The 14766-nt window shown below is 72.0% G+C and carries 14 protein-coding genes; 11 read left to right on the forward strand and 3 right to left on the reverse strand.

The features are described 5' to 3' along the window. Window positions 1–20 precede the first annotated feature (20 nt). The 4 genes from CQ044_RS02910 (at window position 21) to CQ044_RS02925 (ending at window position 3369) form a co-directional block, all read left to right on the forward strand. Window positions 21–1181, forward strand: a complete 1161-nt coding sequence (locus CQ044_RS02910) for a P1 family peptidase (protein ID WP_105686721.1) — start codon at window positions 21–23, stop codon at window positions 1179–1181. Between the two features lie 36 nt (window positions 1182–1217). Continuing rightward, window positions 1218–1814 (forward strand): pyridoxal 5'-phosphate synthase, encoded by a 597-nt coding sequence (locus CQ044_RS02915; RefSeq protein WP_105686722.1) that lies wholly within the window; start codon window positions 1218–1220, stop codon window positions 1812–1814. Further along, window positions 1811–2251 (forward strand): cupin domain-containing protein, encoded by a 441-nt coding sequence (locus CQ044_RS02920; protein ID WP_105686724.1) that lies wholly within the window; start codon window positions 1811–1813, stop codon window positions 2249–2251. Before CQ044_RS02915 ends, CQ044_RS02920 begins: the two co-directional genes overlap by 4 nt. A gap of 68 nt (window positions 2252–2319) precedes the next feature. Continuing rightward, complete coding sequence (locus CQ044_RS02925) at window positions 2320–3369, forward strand: TIGR00730 family Rossman fold protein (RefSeq protein WP_105686725.1); 1050 nt, start codon at window positions 2320–2322, stop codon at window positions 3367–3369. A gap of 100 nt (window positions 3370–3469) precedes the next feature. Here CQ044_RS02925 and CQ044_RS02930 read toward each other — a convergent pair whose 3' ends face one another. Both CQ044_RS02930 and CQ044_RS02935 read right to left on the reverse strand, forming a co-directional pair. Further along, a complete protein-coding gene (locus CQ044_RS02930; protein ID WP_258133140.1) occupies window positions 3470–3730 on the reverse strand; it encodes a helix-turn-helix transcriptional regulator in 261 nt (86 codons plus the stop codon). A 118-nt stretch (window positions 3731–3848) separates the two neighbouring features. Beyond that, window positions 3849–5207 (reverse strand): FAD-dependent oxidoreductase, encoded by a 1359-nt coding sequence (locus tag CQ044_RS02935; RefSeq protein ID WP_105686727.1) that lies wholly within the window; start codon window positions 5205–5207, stop codon window positions 3849–3851. A gap of 144 nt (window positions 5208–5351) precedes the next feature. Here CQ044_RS02935 and nusA point away from each other — a divergent pair, with 144 nt between their 5' ends. The 5 genes from nusA to CQ044_RS02960 all read left to right on the forward strand — a co-directional run bounded on the left by nusA (window position 5352) and on the right by CQ044_RS02960 (window position 12475). Continuing rightward, a complete protein-coding gene (gene nusA, locus CQ044_RS02940; RefSeq protein ID WP_045273841.1) occupies window positions 5352–6338 on the forward strand; it encodes a transcription termination factor NusA in 987 nt (328 codons plus the stop codon). Between the two features lie 120 nt (window positions 6339–6458). Beyond that, window positions 6459–6749 (forward strand): YlxR family protein, encoded by a 291-nt coding sequence (locus CQ044_RS02945; protein ID WP_082076906.1) that lies wholly within the window; start codon window positions 6459–6461, stop codon window positions 6747–6749. Window positions 6750–6808: 59 nt separating this feature from the next. Then, a complete protein-coding gene (infB, locus tag CQ044_RS02950; RefSeq protein WP_235281839.1) occupies window positions 6809–9583 on the forward strand; it encodes a translation initiation factor IF-2 in 2775 nt (924 codons plus the stop codon). 142 nt (window positions 9584–9725) lie between these two features. Beyond that, entirely contained in the window at window positions 9726–10157 is a 432-nt protein-coding gene (rbfA, locus tag CQ044_RS02955) for a 30S ribosome-binding factor RbfA (protein ID WP_105686728.1), read from the forward strand. Window positions 10158–10447: 290 nt separating this feature from the next. Further along, the gene (locus CQ044_RS02960) at window positions 10448–12475 is read left to right on the forward strand and encodes a helix-turn-helix transcriptional regulator (protein ID WP_146116723.1); all 2028 of its coding nucleotides are present in this window, start codon (window positions 10448–10450) and stop codon (window positions 12473–12475) included. Window positions 12476–12511: 36 nt separating this feature from the next. Here the strand turns inward: CQ044_RS02960 and CQ044_RS02965 are convergent, their stop codons facing one another. Beyond that, entirely contained in the window at window positions 12512–13408 is an 897-nt protein-coding gene (locus CQ044_RS02965; protein WP_181158163.1) for an A/G-specific adenine glycosylase, read from the reverse strand. An 85-nt stretch (window positions 13409–13493) separates the two neighbouring features. Here CQ044_RS02965 and truB point away from each other — a divergent pair, with 85 nt between their 5' ends. Together truB and CQ044_RS02975 are read left to right on the forward strand one after the other, a co-directional pair. Continuing rightward, on the forward strand, window positions 13494–14390 hold the full coding sequence (gene truB / locus CQ044_RS02970) for a tRNA pseudouridine(55) synthase TruB (protein WP_105686731.1): 897 nt from the start codon (window positions 13494–13496) through the stop codon (window positions 14388–14390). Next, window positions 14387–14758, forward strand: coding sequence for a hypothetical protein (locus tag CQ044_RS02975; RefSeq protein ID WP_045273836.1), 372 nt, complete (start codon window positions 14387–14389; stop codon window positions 14756–14758). Before truB ends, CQ044_RS02975 begins: the two co-directional genes overlap by 4 nt. The last annotated feature ends 8 nt before the right edge of the window (window positions 14759–14766 follow it).

Here is a 14766-nt window from a genome sequence, read left to right on the forward strand (position 1 = left end):
CAAAGTCGATCGGAGACTCCATGACGTCGTATCCCACCTCGCCGCAGCCGGAGGGGCGCCCGCGCGCCCGCGATCTCGGCATCGAGTTCGACGGCGAGCCTGGTGCGCTGGATGCGATCACGGACGTCCCAGGGCTCGAGGTCGGCTTCACGACGCTCATCGCGGGGGAGGGCGCCCACGCGGTGCGTTCCGGGGTGACCGCGATCCTGCCTCGCGGGCGTGCCGGCGTCGGCGATGCGTGCGCGGCGGCCGTGCACTCCTTCAACGGCAACGGCGAACTCACCGGCCGCAGCTGGATCGACGAGTCCGGATCCGTCGCGCTGCCGATCGCGATCACGAACTCGCACGGCGTCGGCCCGGTGCACGCCGGCGTCGACGCCTGGCTCGCCGCGAACCGCCCGGACCTGGCCGCGCAGTGGCTGCTGCCGGTCGTGGGGGAGACGTGGGACGGCTACCTCAACGACATCAACGGCGGTCACGTGCGACCGGAGCACGCGGTGCAGGCGCTGGATACGGCGACGGCGGGGTCGGTCGCGGAGGGCAACGTCGGCGGGGGCACCGGCATGAACTGCTACGGCTTCAAGGGCGGCACCGGCACGGCCTCCCGGGTCGTGCACCACGGCGAGGACGAGTACGTGGTCGCCGCGCTCATCCAGGCGAACTTCGGCTCGCGCGCGGAGCTGCGCCTGGACGGCATCCCGCTCGGGCGGCAGACCGCGGCGCCGAACCCGATGGGCGACACCGACTGGTTCGCCCAGGACCGGGCCGCGGGACGCGCGGTGGGCGGGGCCGGATCCGCGATCGTCGTGATCGCCACGAACGCGCCGCTGCTGCCGGGGCAGTGCGCGGCGCTCGCCCGCCGCGGGGCGCTGGGCCTCGGCCGGAGCGGAACGGCGGGCAGCCACTTCTCCGGAGACATCGTGCTGGCGCTGTCGACCGCGAACCCCGGGGCGCTGAGCTCGGTGTTCCCCTCCGACGAGCGCGCCGAGTACGAGCAGCTGCGCTTCGTGCCGTGGGGGCGGATGGATCCGTTCCTCACCGCGGCGGTGCAGGCGGTCGACGAGGCGGTCTGGAACGCGCTCGTCGCGGCGGAGGACATGGTCGGCCGCGACGGTCATGAGAGCGTCGCGCTCCCGCACGACGAGATCCGCGCGGCCGTGGCGCGGCTCGCGGGGCGCTGAGACCTGGGCGGGCGCGCGTCCTGCAGGATGGGGGGCATGGACACCACTCCTGCCGCCTGGCTGCGAGCACGCCCCTCGCTCACCGGATCCGCGCCTGCGCTGCATCCCGACGCAGTGCCGGACGATCCGCTCGCGCTGTTCCTGAACTGGATCACGGACGCGGCGGAGGCCGGCGTCGCCGAGCCTCATGCGGTGACGCTGGCGACGGTCGACGCCGACGGTGTTCCGGACGCGCGCACCCTCATCCTCAAGGACATGGACGAGCGCGGCTGGGCGTTCGCGGGCACGCGGTCCTCCGCCAAAGGCCGCCAGCTCGCGGCGAACCCGGCGGCTGCGCTGAACTTCTGGTGGCAGCCGGTGCTGCGCGCCGTGCGGGTGCGCGGGCCGGTGATCGAGGCCTCCGCGGAGGAGATCGCCGCCGATCTCGCGGCGCGTTCGGCGGAGGCGCGAGCCGGTGTCGCCGAGGGGGACTGGGTGCTCTGGCGGATCGTTCCGACCTGGATCGAGTTCTGGCAGGGCGCGACGGATCGCAGGCACACCCGCATCGTGTACACCCGGGAGGGAGATCGCTGGCTCCGGTCCTGGAGCGGTGGCGAGGGTACGCGCCAGGGCGCGGAGGAGGAGAGCGGATGAGCGACTATCAGGTGATGAGCATCGGGAGCCCCGACGAGTGGCGGGCCTTCCACGGCGGGTTCGACGAGACGCGCTCGCGCGACGGACGGCGCGTCGTCGACCACGAGCTCACGATGCAGTACATCGGCATGACCGCCAACGCCCTGGTCCCCGGTGAGGAGGCGGGCTACTGGCATACGCATGCGCGGATCGAGGAGCTCTACGTGTTCCTCGCCGGACGCGGTCAGATGGGTGTCGGCGACGACGTCGTCGAGGTCGGGCCCGGCTCGGTCGTGCGCGTCGGCCAGGGCGTGCCGCGCACCTGGCGCGCCCGTCCGGACAGTCCGGGCGAGCTGCGCTGGCTCTGCATCCGCGCCGGCGGCGAGTCGCTGCCGCACCTCCCCGACGACAGCGCGCGCCTGCCGGAGCGCCCCATGCCCTGGCCTGCCGCGGACTGACGGCCGCGGGCGAGGGCTGCTCCGCGCGGCGGCGTCCGCCGGCGCAGGGGGCATGACACGCTGGAGGCATGACCGACGAGATCCTGCCTCCCGCCCTCAGGGCCGAGATCAACGCCGTGCTCGACGACGCCGGTGTGCATGCCGATCGGCGCCTGGTGCTCCGGATGCTGCAGACCGCCGTGCTGCTCGGCGAGGACGGCACGGACCGGCTGGATCTGAAGATCGCCTCGGCCGCCCTCTCCGAGATGCGCAGCGCCTTCCGGCTGTTCGCTCCGTTCCACGGTGTGCCGAAAGTCACGGTCTTCGGATCCGCCCGCACTGCGCAGGACGACCCCCTGTACCGGCAGGCGCGCGATGTGGCGGCGGCGCTCGCCGCGGAGGGCTGGATGGTGGTGACCGGCGCGGGGCCGGGGATCATGCAGGCCGCCGCGGAGGGAGCGGGCCCTGAGCGCTCCCTCGGGGTGTCGATCCGGCTCCCGTTCGAGGAGAAGGCCAACACGATCGTCGCCGAGCAGGAGCACGTCGTGGCGATGAAGTACTTCTTCACGCGCAAGCTCATGCTCATGAAGGAGTCCGGCGGATTCATCTGCCTGCCCGGAGGCTTCGGCACCCTGGACGAGATGTTCGAGCTGCTCACGCTGCAGCAGACCGGCAAGGCGGAGCCCATGCCGATCGTGCTGCTCGACGAACCGGGCGGAACGTTCTGGCGGGGTCTGGAGCGCTTCGTCCAGGAGGACCTCGCGCCGACCGGCGTGATCTCGCCCGGCGACTTCGACCGCGTGCAGATCACCGACTCCGTGACCGAGGCGGCGGCGGTCGTCACCGGGTTCTGGCGCAACTACGACTCGCTGCGGTGGGTGGGGGACCTGCTCGTCCTCCGTCTGCGCGCGGAGCCGACCGCAGACGAGATCGTGCAGTTGAACGAGCAGTTCGGATCGATGCTGTCCTCCGGCCGCATCGAGGCCTGTGGTCCGCAGCCCGCGGAACTCGCCGACAAGGATCGCGTCGAGCTGCCGCGGCTGTCGCTGCATCTCGACCAGCGCTCGGTCGGGAACCTCTTCCGCCTCATCGGGGCGGTCAACCGGTTCGGCTCCGCCCGCTCCGCCCCCTCCGCCTGAACGCACCCTTCCACTTCCGGGTCGTCCCCATGAGAGGACGCCATGGGGTCCTCTCATGGGGACGACCCGGAGATGGAGTGGAACTCAGGAGGGGCGATGCTCAGCGGGCGGGGGCCTGCAGATACGCGAGGATGGCGCGGACGCGACGGTTGCCGTCGGGGGAGTCCTCGATGCCGAGTTTGGCGAAGATGCCGCCGATGTGCGTCTCGACGGTGCGCTCGGAGAGGAACAGGTGCTCGCCGATCGCCGCGTTCGACCAGCCCTCGGACATGAGCGCGAGCACCTCGAGCTCGCGCGGGGTGAGCGCGTCCAGCGCACGGCCCGACGGCTCGGCGCCGAGCGGCGCGATCACGGCGCGCACGTCAGCACCGCGTGGACGATCGTCCCGGTCGTCCACGGCCCTCGGGTAGTCGGAGCCCCCAGCGCGGCCTCCATGACAGCACTGTAGAACCAAAGCAGCGCGAGCGGTACCGCCCTGCTCACGCCTCGGCGCGTAGGATCCCCTCGGCGAAGGCGGCGAGGTCGGCGGGTCGCCCCAGCACCCGCTCCGCGGCGCGCGCGCCGGACGCGTAGGCGCCGCCGACCGTCGCGGGCTCCTCGCCCCAGGTGGCCTCGCCGGCGAAGTGCAGCACGCCGTCCACCGGGCCCGCGAGCGCGTCGTGGTCGTGGTGCGAGGATCCGGTCGCGACGTGCGAATAGGAGCCGTGCGAGAAGGGATCCTCGCCCCAGCGCGTGATCCAGCGGGCGATCGGATCCGGGACGGCCTCGCCGTAGAGCCGTCTCAGCGCCGCCACCGCATCCGCCGCGGCGTCGTCGTCGGTGAGCGTCTGCACATGCCTCCCGAAGGGGCCCGCGGCGAAGGTCAGGAGCGTCGGCCGCCCGCTGATCGCGGACACGTCGTACCAGGAGTGCCAGTGCTCGCCTGATTCGCCGAGAGCGCGGATCGCATAGGCGCCGTCCTCCCAGAAGCGTTCGGGGAACTGCAGGAACACCTTGTTGAACACGCCCATGCCGAGCCGTGTGATCGGATCCGCGACCTCGGCGGGCAGGGGCGGCTCGAAGGCGATCGCGCCCGCCTTCAGCACCCCGAGCGGCACGGTGACGATCGTCTGCGCCGCGGTGAACACGCCGCGGTCGGTCTCGACGCGCACACCGTCCGCGACGCGCGCGATCCGCCGCGCCACGTGCTCGAGCCGCACGTCCAGTCCTGCCGCGATGCGTTGCGGCAGCTCGTCGTAGCCCCGGGGGAACACCACCTCGTCGCCGTCGATCGTGTCCTCGTCGAGCCCGTGGGCGTCGAGGTCGCCGATCCAGGCACCGCACTGCTCCTCGACGCGGTGCCGGAAGAACTCCCGGATCTCGTCGATGCGCTCGGGATCCAGGGCGTCTTCGCGGCGCTCGAGCCCGTCCAGCGCGCGCTCCGTCACGTCGAGGTAGGTATCGCCGGGAGCCGATCGGGAGATCGCCGCCTCCAGGGCGCGATCGGCCGTCTCGACGTCGGCGACCCACTGCGCGCTCTCCGCCGCGGACATCCGGCTCCCCGAACCGTCGAAGTCGGCGATGGGGCGCCCGCCCGCCTGGAAGCTGCCGACGGTGAACTCGATCGTCGGCAGGTCGAGCGCCTGTGCGAGCTCCCACAGGCGGGAATCCTCGATCCCGTGGATCCAGGACGCGCCGAGGTCCACGGAGAAGCCCGCCTGGCGGTCCGTGTGCATGCGTCCGCCGATCCGGTTCCGCGCCTCCAGCACCAGCACGCGCTGTCCCGCGTCGGCGAGCAGCCGTGCTGCGGTCGCGCCGGACATGCCGGCACCGATCACGATCGTGTCGAACTCGGGCACATGTCCTCCTCGGGGCGTCCTCGCCGTCGTCGTCCCCGACCCGGCGACCGGGGGACTTCGCCGAGGGGGGTCCGGCCAGGGTATCGTTGTACGGATGCCGTGCGTGCGGGTGCGCGCCGACGAGAGCTGAACAGGGAGGCCGTCATGGATATCGATCTCGGGTTGCTGCGCACGATCGAGCGGGAGAAGGAGATTCCCTTCGACGAGCTGATCGCGATCATCGAGCAGGCCGTCCTGACCGCCTACGCCAAGCACGACTCCCAAGAGGGCGTGCTGACCGAGGGCACCCGCGTCGACCTCGACCGCAAGACCGGTCATGTGACCGTCATGGTCCCCGTGCGCGACGACGAGGGCGCGATCATCGGCGAGGAGGACTCGACGCCCGACGACTTCGGCCGCATCGCCGCCTTCGCCGCCAAGCAGGTCATCGGCCAGCGTCTGCGCGACATCGCCGACGACGCCGTGCTCGGAGAGTTCCGCGGCAAGGAGGGCGACATCGTCGCCGGCGTGATCCAGCAGGGTCCGAACCCGCGCATGATCCACGTCGATCTCGGATCCGTCGAGGCCATCCTCCCGCCCGAGGAGCAGGTCCCCGGCGAGGAGTACGCGCACGGCACGCGCATCCGCGTGTACGTGACCTCCGTCGCCAAGGGGATGAAGGGTCCGGCGATCACCGTGTCCCGCACGCACCCCGGACTCGTGCGCAAGCTGTTCGCGCTCGAGGTGCCGGAGATCGCCGCGGGCCTGGTCGAGATCGTCGCGCTGGCCCGTGAGGCGGGGCACCGCAGCAAGATCGCGGTGAAGGCGAACGACCCGGCCATCAACGCCAAGGGCGCATGCATCGGCGAGATGGGCCGACGGGTCCGCGCGGTCACCGAGGAGCTGGCGGGGGAGAAGATCGACATCGTCGACTACCACCAGGACCTCGCGACGTTCGTCGCGCACGCTCTTTCGCCCGCGAAGGTGACCAGCGCGTTCGTGCTCGACTCCGGCACCAAGGCCGTCCGCGCCCTGGTCCCCGACTACCAGCTGTCGCTCGCGATCGGCAAGGAGGGCCAGAACGCCCGCCTCGCCGCCAAGCTCACCGGCGCCAAGATCGACATCCAGCCGGACTCGATTCTCGACGCGTGACGGAGCGATGCGACGCAGTCGCGTTGATGCGTCACGGGTCAAGGCTGAGCGAGGAAGTGAAGCGACTGAGAAGAAGCCTCCCTTCGCTCGCGAACAAGCGCCTGAGATCCGAGGTGTAAGATGGAACCCGTACGAACGTGTGTCGGTTGCCGCGCTCGTGCATCTCGCACCGCCCTGCTCAGGGTGGCAATCCGGAACGGTGAGCTCGTCTTCGACGAGCAGGCCGTGCTGCCGGGGCGGGGTGCGTGGGTGCATCCGGCGCTGGAGTGCGTGGTCACCGCCCTGCGGAGACGCGCCTTCGCCCGTGCGCTCCGTGTGTCCGCTGCAATGGAATTCCCGGAAGCAGAGAACACGCAGACCCTCGAGAAACGGCTGAACGGCTATGGAAACAAAGTGAACGGCTCGAAATGAGACCCGTCCGCGACTAGTGGTCTGCCCTGCCAGGGCGGACCGACCCTGACAGGAGAATTGTGGCTGGTAAACCACGCGTGCACGAGATCGCCGCTGAACTCGGCGTCGACAGCAAGTTCGCACTCGCGAAGCTCAAGGAGCTCGGCGAGTTCGTGAAGTCCCCCTCATCTACGATCGAGCCTCCGGTCGCGCGCAAACTGCGCGCCGCCATCGAGGCCGGCAAGCCGACCGGTGCTGCGCCTGCGGGCGCCCCGGCCGCGAAGCCCGGCGGCGCCACGCCTGCCGCGGCGTCCTCCGGCGCGCCCAAGCCCGGCCCCAAGGCGCCGACCCCCGGCCCCAAGCCGGGTCCGGCCAAGCCTGCCGAGCCGGCTCCGGCGCCGGTTGCGGAGCAGCCCGCTGCCCCGGCCGCGCCTGCCGCTCCGGCTGAGCCCTCCGCGGAGAAGTCGTCCGCACCCAAGCCCGGTGGCTCCGGCGCTCCGCGCCCCGGCGCGCCGCGTCCGGGGAACAACCCGTTCTCCTCGCAGCAGGGCATGGGATCGCGTCCGGCGGGTCCCCGCCCGGGCAACAACCCCTTCTCCTCGCAGCAGGGCATGGGCTCGCGCCCGACGCCGGGCAACATCCCGCGTCCGCAGGCTCCGCGCCCCGGTTCCCCGCGTATCGGCGCACCCCGCCCGGGTCCCGGCGGTCGTGCCGGCGGTCCCGGTCGTCCCGGCGGCGGCGGTCGTCCCGGCGCTCCGTTCCAGCAGCGCACCGGCGGTCCCGGTCGTCCCGGCGGCGCCGGTGCCGGCGCGGGCGGCGGCTTCCAGCGCCCCGGTGGCGCTCCGGCCGGCGGCTTCGCCGGTCGTCCCGGCGGTGGTGGCGGCCGAGGCCGCGGCCCCGGTGGTGGCACCGCCGGCGCATTCGGCAAGGGCGGCGGCAAGAGCAAGCAGCGCAAGTCGCGGCGGGCGAAGCGGCAAGAGTTCGAGATGCGGTCGGCGCCGGTCGTCGGCGGGGTCAACGTCTCCAAGGGCAACGGCGAGATCATCCGCCTGCGCCGTGGCGCATCGATCGCGGACTTCGCGGACAAGCTCGAGGCCCTGCGCGGCTACACCGTGCAGCCCGGCACGCTCGTGACGATCCTGTTCAACCTCGGCGAGATGGCCACGGCCACCGAGTCGCTGGACGAGGCGACGTTCGAGGTTCTCGGCGCCGAGCTCGGCTACACCATCCAGATGGTCTCGCCCGAGGACGAGGACAAGGAGCTCCTCGAGGGCTTCGGTCTCGACCTCGAGGCCGAGCTGGAGGCGGAGAGCGAGGACGACCTCGAGATCCGTCCCCCGGTGGTCACCGTCATGGGTCACGTCGACCACGGTAAGACCCGACTGCTCGACGCGATCCGCCAGACCAACGTCATCGACGGCGAGGCCGGCGGCATCACGCAGCACATCGGTGCGTACCAGGTGTGGACCGAGCACGAGGGCATCGAGCGTGCGATCACCTTCATCGACACCCCGGGTCACGAGGCGTTCACCGCCATGCGTGCCCGTGGTGCGCAGGTGACCGACATCGCGATCCTCGTGGTCGCGGCCGACGACGGCATCATGCCGCAGACGGTCGAGGCGCTGAACCACGCCCAGGCGGCCAACGTGCCGATCGTGGTCGCGGTCAACAAGGTCGACAAGCCCGAGGCCAACCCGGCCAAGGTGCGTCAGCAGCTCACCGAGTACGGACTCGTCGCAGAGGAGTACGGCGGAGACGTCATCTTCGTGGACGTCTCGGCGCGTGCGAACACCGGAATCCAGGAGCTCCTGGATGCCGTTCTGCTCACCGCTGATGCCGGTCTGGACCTCACCGCGAACCCGAACAAGGCCGCGCGAGGCATCGCCATCGAGGCGAAGCTCGACAAGGGCCGCGGTTCGGTCGCGACTGTGCTGATCCAGTCCGGAACCCTCCGGATCGGTGACGCGATCGTCGCGGGCACCGCATACGGACGCGTCCGCGCCATGATCGACGAGAACGGCGATGCGGTCGAGGCCGCAGCTCCGTCCCGCCCGGTCCAGGTGCAGGGTCTGAACTCGGTCCCGCGTGCCGGCGACGTCTTCATCGTGACCGACGAGGACCGCATGGCCCGTCAGATCGCGGAGAAGCGCGAAGCCGTCGAGCGCAACGCGCAGCTGGCGAAGGCCCGCAAGCGCATCTCGCTCGAGGACTTCACGCGTGCTCTCGAAGAGGGCAAGGTCGAGACGCTCAACCTCATCATCAAGGGCGACGTGTCCGGTGCCGTCGAGGCGCTGGAGGAGTCGCTGCTCAAGATCGAGGTCGACGACTCGGTGCAGCTGCGCATCATCCACCGCGGTGTCGGCGCCGTCACCGAGTCGGACGTGAACCTGGCGACGATCGACAACGCGATCATCGTGGGCTTCAACGTCCGTCCCGACCCGAAGGCCCGTGAGGCCGCGTCCCGCGAGGGCGTGGACGTGCGGTTCTACTCGGTCATCTACAACGCGATCGACGAGATCGAGAACTCCCTCAAGGGCATGCTCAAGCCGGAGTTCGAAGAGGTCCAGTCGGGTGTCGCCGAGATCCGCGAGGTGTTCCGCTCCTCGAAGTTCGGCAACATCGCCGGTGTCATCGTGCGGTCGGGAACGATCACGCGCAACGCCAAGGCTCGCGTCATCCGCGACGGCATCGTCCTCGCCGATGGCCTGGCCATCGAGTCGCTGCGCCGCTTCAAGGACGACGTCACCGAGGTCCGTACGGACTTCGAGGCGGGTATCGGCCTGGGCAAGTACAACGACATCCAGATCGGTGACGAGATCGAGACCACCGAGATGGTGGAGAAGCCGCGCGCGTAAGCACGTGGTTGTGCAGGATGGCATCCTGTGTCGGCCTTTCGGGGGCCCGGCCCGCTTCGCGGGCACCCCGACGGTCGCCACAGGATGCCATCCTGCTCCCCGCTCGCGTTCCGCGCGGGCGAAAGAGTGAGAGGGTAAGGACATGGCCGGAGAACGACAGGCACGACTCGCGGATCGGATCCGCGTCATCCTCGCTGAGCGGCTGGAGAAGGGGCTCCGCGATCCGCGCCTCGGCTTCGTGACGATCACCGAGGTGCGCGTCACGGGTGATCTGCAGCATGCGTCCGCGTTCTACACCGTGCTGGGCACGGAGGAGGAGCGCGTCGCGTCTGGCGCCGCGCTCACCGCGGCGACCGGGCTGCTGCGCAAGGAGGTCGGGCGTCAGCTCGGCGTGCGCCTCGTGCCCACGCTGGAGTTCATCCCCGACGCTCTGCCCGAGAACGCCGACCACATCAACGATCTGCTGCGTCAGGCGCGCGAGCGCGATGAGCAGGTCGCCGGCATCGCGGCCTCCGCCTCGTTCGCGGGCGAGGCCGACCCGTACGTCAAGCCGCGCGAGGACGACGAGGAGTAGATCGGATCGCGCCGCATCGCGGCGCCGTGACTCTCGCAGAGAGGGCCTGGGAACGCTGGTTTCCAGGCCTCTCTCGTGTTCTGCCGCGTCGATCGCAGTTCTTCGACCGGGTTCAAGAACCTTGGTGGGGGTCGAGTGCCCTTGTTGGCATCCGAGCGCGTGCGCGACGAGGCGCACGGTCGAGCACAGCGGGGGGCTGCGCGATGGGGGACACGAAGAGCGCGCGACCGCGCGATCCGCGAGCGGGGAGAAGATCCCCGGCCGGGCAGGGGAAGGCGGACGCCTCCGCCGTGCCGGGAGGCGTCCACGACGTCGCTCCGCACGTGCGCTCGGCGATCGACCGCGCGTGCGGTGGCCGCACGGCGGCATCCGCGGCGGTTCTTGCGGCCCTGGATCCGGAGCAGCGGCACGGATGGCGGGCTCTGCCGGATCCGCTTCCGGCGATCCGCGCGGGGGACGCGCATGCCCGACGCGTTCTTCCGCGCGATGCGGATCCGGGGCGGGCGCTCGCGCTGGCGCTGTGCGGAACCGGATCGGTGCAGGTCCTGTGCGCGATCGCGAGATGCGCGCCCGACCGGATCCCGGAGTCGCCGCTCGCCGGCCTCGCCCGACTGCGCGGCGGGCGCTTCCGGTTCGCCGATGCGGAGCTGCGCGTCCAGGTGCTCGCCGCAGCGACGCCGCAGGAGCGCCTGCGTGCTCACCAGTTGCTCGCGCGGGTCCTCGCGGGCATGGGAGAGAGCGAGGCCGCACTGTGGCATCGTGCTCGCGGCGCGGTGGTGAGCGATCCGGCACTGGTCGAACCGCTCCTCGCGCGCGCACGCGCTGCGCTTCACGACGGAGACGCGGGGCGCGCCTGGTCGTGTGCGACGGAGGCCGCGGAGCACGCGTCGCCCGGTACGTCGCCGCACGCCAGGGCTCTGCTGCTCAGCGGATACGCGGCCCTGGCGGGAGGGTGGATCGGGGACGCCCTGGAGCGCTTCGCACAGACGCTGCGCATCGATCGCGGGTGTCGCGGTGAGGCGGCGACGGCGTTCGCCCTGGCGCATGTCCTGCGGCACGGCACGCCCCCGGCGCCGGATCCGCGGGTCTCAGCCGAGGCGATCGGCCGCGGGTGCGGACTCGCCGCGGTGCTGAGCGCACCCTTCGGCGCGGGCCTCGGCGACCGTGGGCCAGACTTGCGCCGGCTCATGGCTCTGGTGCCGGGCGCCGACGGCGCGGTCGGTGACGGCGATCCCCTCCGTCGCGTGACGGACGCCCTCCGCACAGGCCTCGACGGCGATCCGGATGCCGGGATCCGCACCCTCGCGGATCCGGAGCCGACCGTCGGCGCCGGACCCCTGCTCGGCCTGCACGCGCGCGCCCCGCTGCTGCGCGCCCGGCGTGCGGTCGCCGACGTGCTGCTGCACGTCTGGGCAGGGCGGATCGGCACCGCGTACGGTCTCCTGAGCGCCTCCGCCGCGGAATTCCCGGTGGCGCTCCCTTTCGGCGGCGTCGCCGCGGCGTTGTGCCGTCGGCTCCAACTCGCCGTCGAGGGTCGTATCGGACGGCTGTCGCTCGAGCTCGCCGCGGCCTCGCCGTGGACGCACGACTCCGACGGCTTCGTGGACCGCGCGATCGACGCGTATCTGCGGGGGCGCAGTGACGAGGCCGCTGTGCATATGGCGCTCCGGGCGGATCGGGGCATGCCTTCGGAGCGGCTCGGGCTTCCCGGACTGGACGAGGTCGGTCCGCTGGGGGCCTGCATGGCGCCGGAGCCGCCCGAGGCCGCGCTCGCGCGAACGCTGCGTGAGCGCGTCCGCTCCGCGCGGGAGTCGTCCTGGCGCACGGACCTCGAGGCCGTGGCCGCGGAGAGCCGGGGGATCCGCTCGCCGTTCGAACGCGCCAGGGTCGAGGCGATGCTGGGGTCGACCGCCGTGGCGCGCGGCGACCGCGGCCGCGGCGTGCGGCACCTGCGCGCGGCGCTCAGCCTGTTCGAGGAATCCGGAGCCCTGGCGTGGCGGGGCATGGTCGGCCGGCGGCTTCGGGCACTGGGGGCGAGTCGGCTGCCCTCCGCTGCGGGCGCCGGTGCGCCGGAGCGGGATCCGGAGCACTCGCCCCTGGAGGTGTGCCGTGCGATGTGGGAGCCCATCCTCACCCCGCGGGAGCTGGACGTCGCCCTGCTCATGGCCGAGGGGCGAACGAACAGGGAGATCGCTCTCGCACTGCAGGTGTCGGTGCGGACCGTGGAGGTGCACGGCGGGCGCGTCTTCGCCAAAGTCGACGTGCGCACCCGGCATGAGCTGACCGTGCTCGCGCACCGCACGGACCAGCACCTCTGAGTCGCCGTCCGTCCGGGGGCGGCGGTCGCGATGAGGTCAGCGCGGAAGCAGGAGTTCGCCGTCCGCCGCTTCGAGGAGTCCGTCGGCGATGAGCGAGTCGATCGCGCGGTCGCGCTGGATCGCGTCCGGCCAGTCCGAGAGCACGGCATCGGCGGGCAGACGGTGCCCCTCGGCGTGCCGCAATGCGCGGAGCACGCCGCCGCGCGCCTGCCGGTCCGATCCCTCGTACTTCGCCTGCCGCCGCCGCCGATCCTCGCCGTCGGGGAAGCCTGCGGCGCGCCAGGCGCACAGGTCGGCGAGCGGGCAGTGTGCGCAGTCCGCGCGGCGGGCGGTGCATACGGTCGCGCCGAGCTCCATGGTCGCCGCGTTCACGACGGCGGCGTCGCCGGGCTCGTCCGGCAGCAGGGCGAGCATGTCGTCCAGGTCGCGACGAGAGGGCGGATCCGGTTGGGCGCGCCCGTGCACGACGCGAGCGATCACCCGGCGCGTGTTCGTGTCGACCACGGGATGGCGGTCGCCGAACGCGAACACGGCGACGGCGCGTGCCGTGTAGTCGCCGATGCCGGGGAGCGCCAGCAGCGCGGGCACCTCGCGCGGCGTGACGCCCGCGTGCTCATCGCGGATCGCGGTCGCGGCCCGGTGCAGCCACAGCGCCCGACGCGGGTAGCCGAGGTTCGCCCACTGCTGCAGCACCTCGGCCGGGGTCGCTGCCGCGAGCGAGAGCGGATCCGGCCAGCGTGCGAGCCAGGCCTCCAGGTGCGGGATCACCCGGTTCACGGGCGTCTGCTGCAGCATGAACTCGCTCACCAGCACGCCCCAGGCGCCGTACCGGGCGAGGTACTCCTCGCGTCGCCAGGGCAGATCCCGAGCGTGCTCCCGGTACCAGGCGATCAGCGCGGACGCGATCGGCGCGGGGGCGGGGGAGTCGGGCACGGGAGTCCACGCTACCGCGCGACGGAGCCCCTGCGTCGGGTGCAGCTCGTCGGATCCCGGATCCCGGGGCCTCTAGGCTGGGAGGATGGCAACCAGCGGGATCCTGCTCGTCGACAAACCGGGCGGGATGACGAGTCACGACGTCGTCGCCCGCACCCGCCGCGTCTTCGGCACGCGCAAGGTCGGGCATGCCGGCACGCTCGACCCGATGGCCACGGGTCTGCTCGTGGTCGGCATCGAGGCGGCGACGCGCCTGCTCACCTTCGTGGTCGGGGCGGACAAGACCTACCTCGCCACGATCCGCCTCGGTCAGACCACGGGCACGGACGACGCCGACGGGGAGATCCTGACCTCGGCGGATCCGGAGCGGGTCGCCGCGATCAGCGCGGACGAGATCGCCACCGGCGTCGCCGCGCTCACCGGAGCCATCTCGCAGGTGCCCAGCGCCGTCTCCGCGATCAAGGTCGACGGGCGCCGGGCCTATGACCGGGTGCGCGCAGGGGAGGAGGTCGTGCTCGCGGCCCGCGACGTGGTGGTGTCGCGCTTCGACGTGCTCGACGACCGCCCGGGCGAAGGCGGCGTGCGCGACCTCGACGTGGTCGTGGACTGCTCCTCCGGGACCTACATCCGCGCCCTCGCCCGCGATCTCGGAGCCGCCCTCGGCGTCGGTGCGCACCTCACGGCGCTGCGCCGCACCCGCGTCGGCCCGTTCGACGTGGCCGATGCGTCTGCGCTCGACGACCTCGCGGAGGCCCGTCCGCTGAGCGCGGCCGATGCCGCGGCGCGGATACTGCCCGTCCTCGAGGTCAGCGCGCAGGAGGCCGTCGACCTGCGTCACGGGAAGCGCCTGGCCGGCCAGCGGGCGAGGCTCGAAGGCCCGCGCGCCGCGGCGATCGATCCGGACGGCGCCCTGATCGGCATCGTCGAGCGCCGCGGCGATGATCTGAAGAGCGCGATGAACATGCCGGAGGGGGCGTCATGATCCTCTGGTTCACGGTCGTGCAGCTCGTGGTCGCCGTCGCCGCCGGCCTGCTCTGCCTGATCATGGGCTTCGCGGGCAAGCGCCCGAACGACTGGACCGTCGGTTCCCTCGCTCTGATCGAACTCCTGCTCATCGTGCAGGCCGTCCTGGCGATCGTCTCGCCGTTCGCCGGGAATCCGGCCCTGGGCGATCCGCTCGAGTACGGCGTGTATCTGGTCTCGGCGATCCTGCTGCCGATCGGCGGAGCGATCTGGGCGCTGCTCGAGCGTTCGCGCTGGAGCACCGTGATCATGGGCGTGGTCGCGCTCGCGCTGGCCGTGATGATCTGGCGCATGCAGGTCATCTGGATCACCCCGATCGGCGGCTGAGCACGTCC

It is taken from the genome of Microbacterium sp. MYb64, from assembly GCF_002979495.1.
Taxonomy (GTDB): domain Bacteria; phylum Actinomycetota; class Actinomycetes; order Actinomycetales; family Microbacteriaceae; genus Microbacterium; species Microbacterium azadirachtae_A.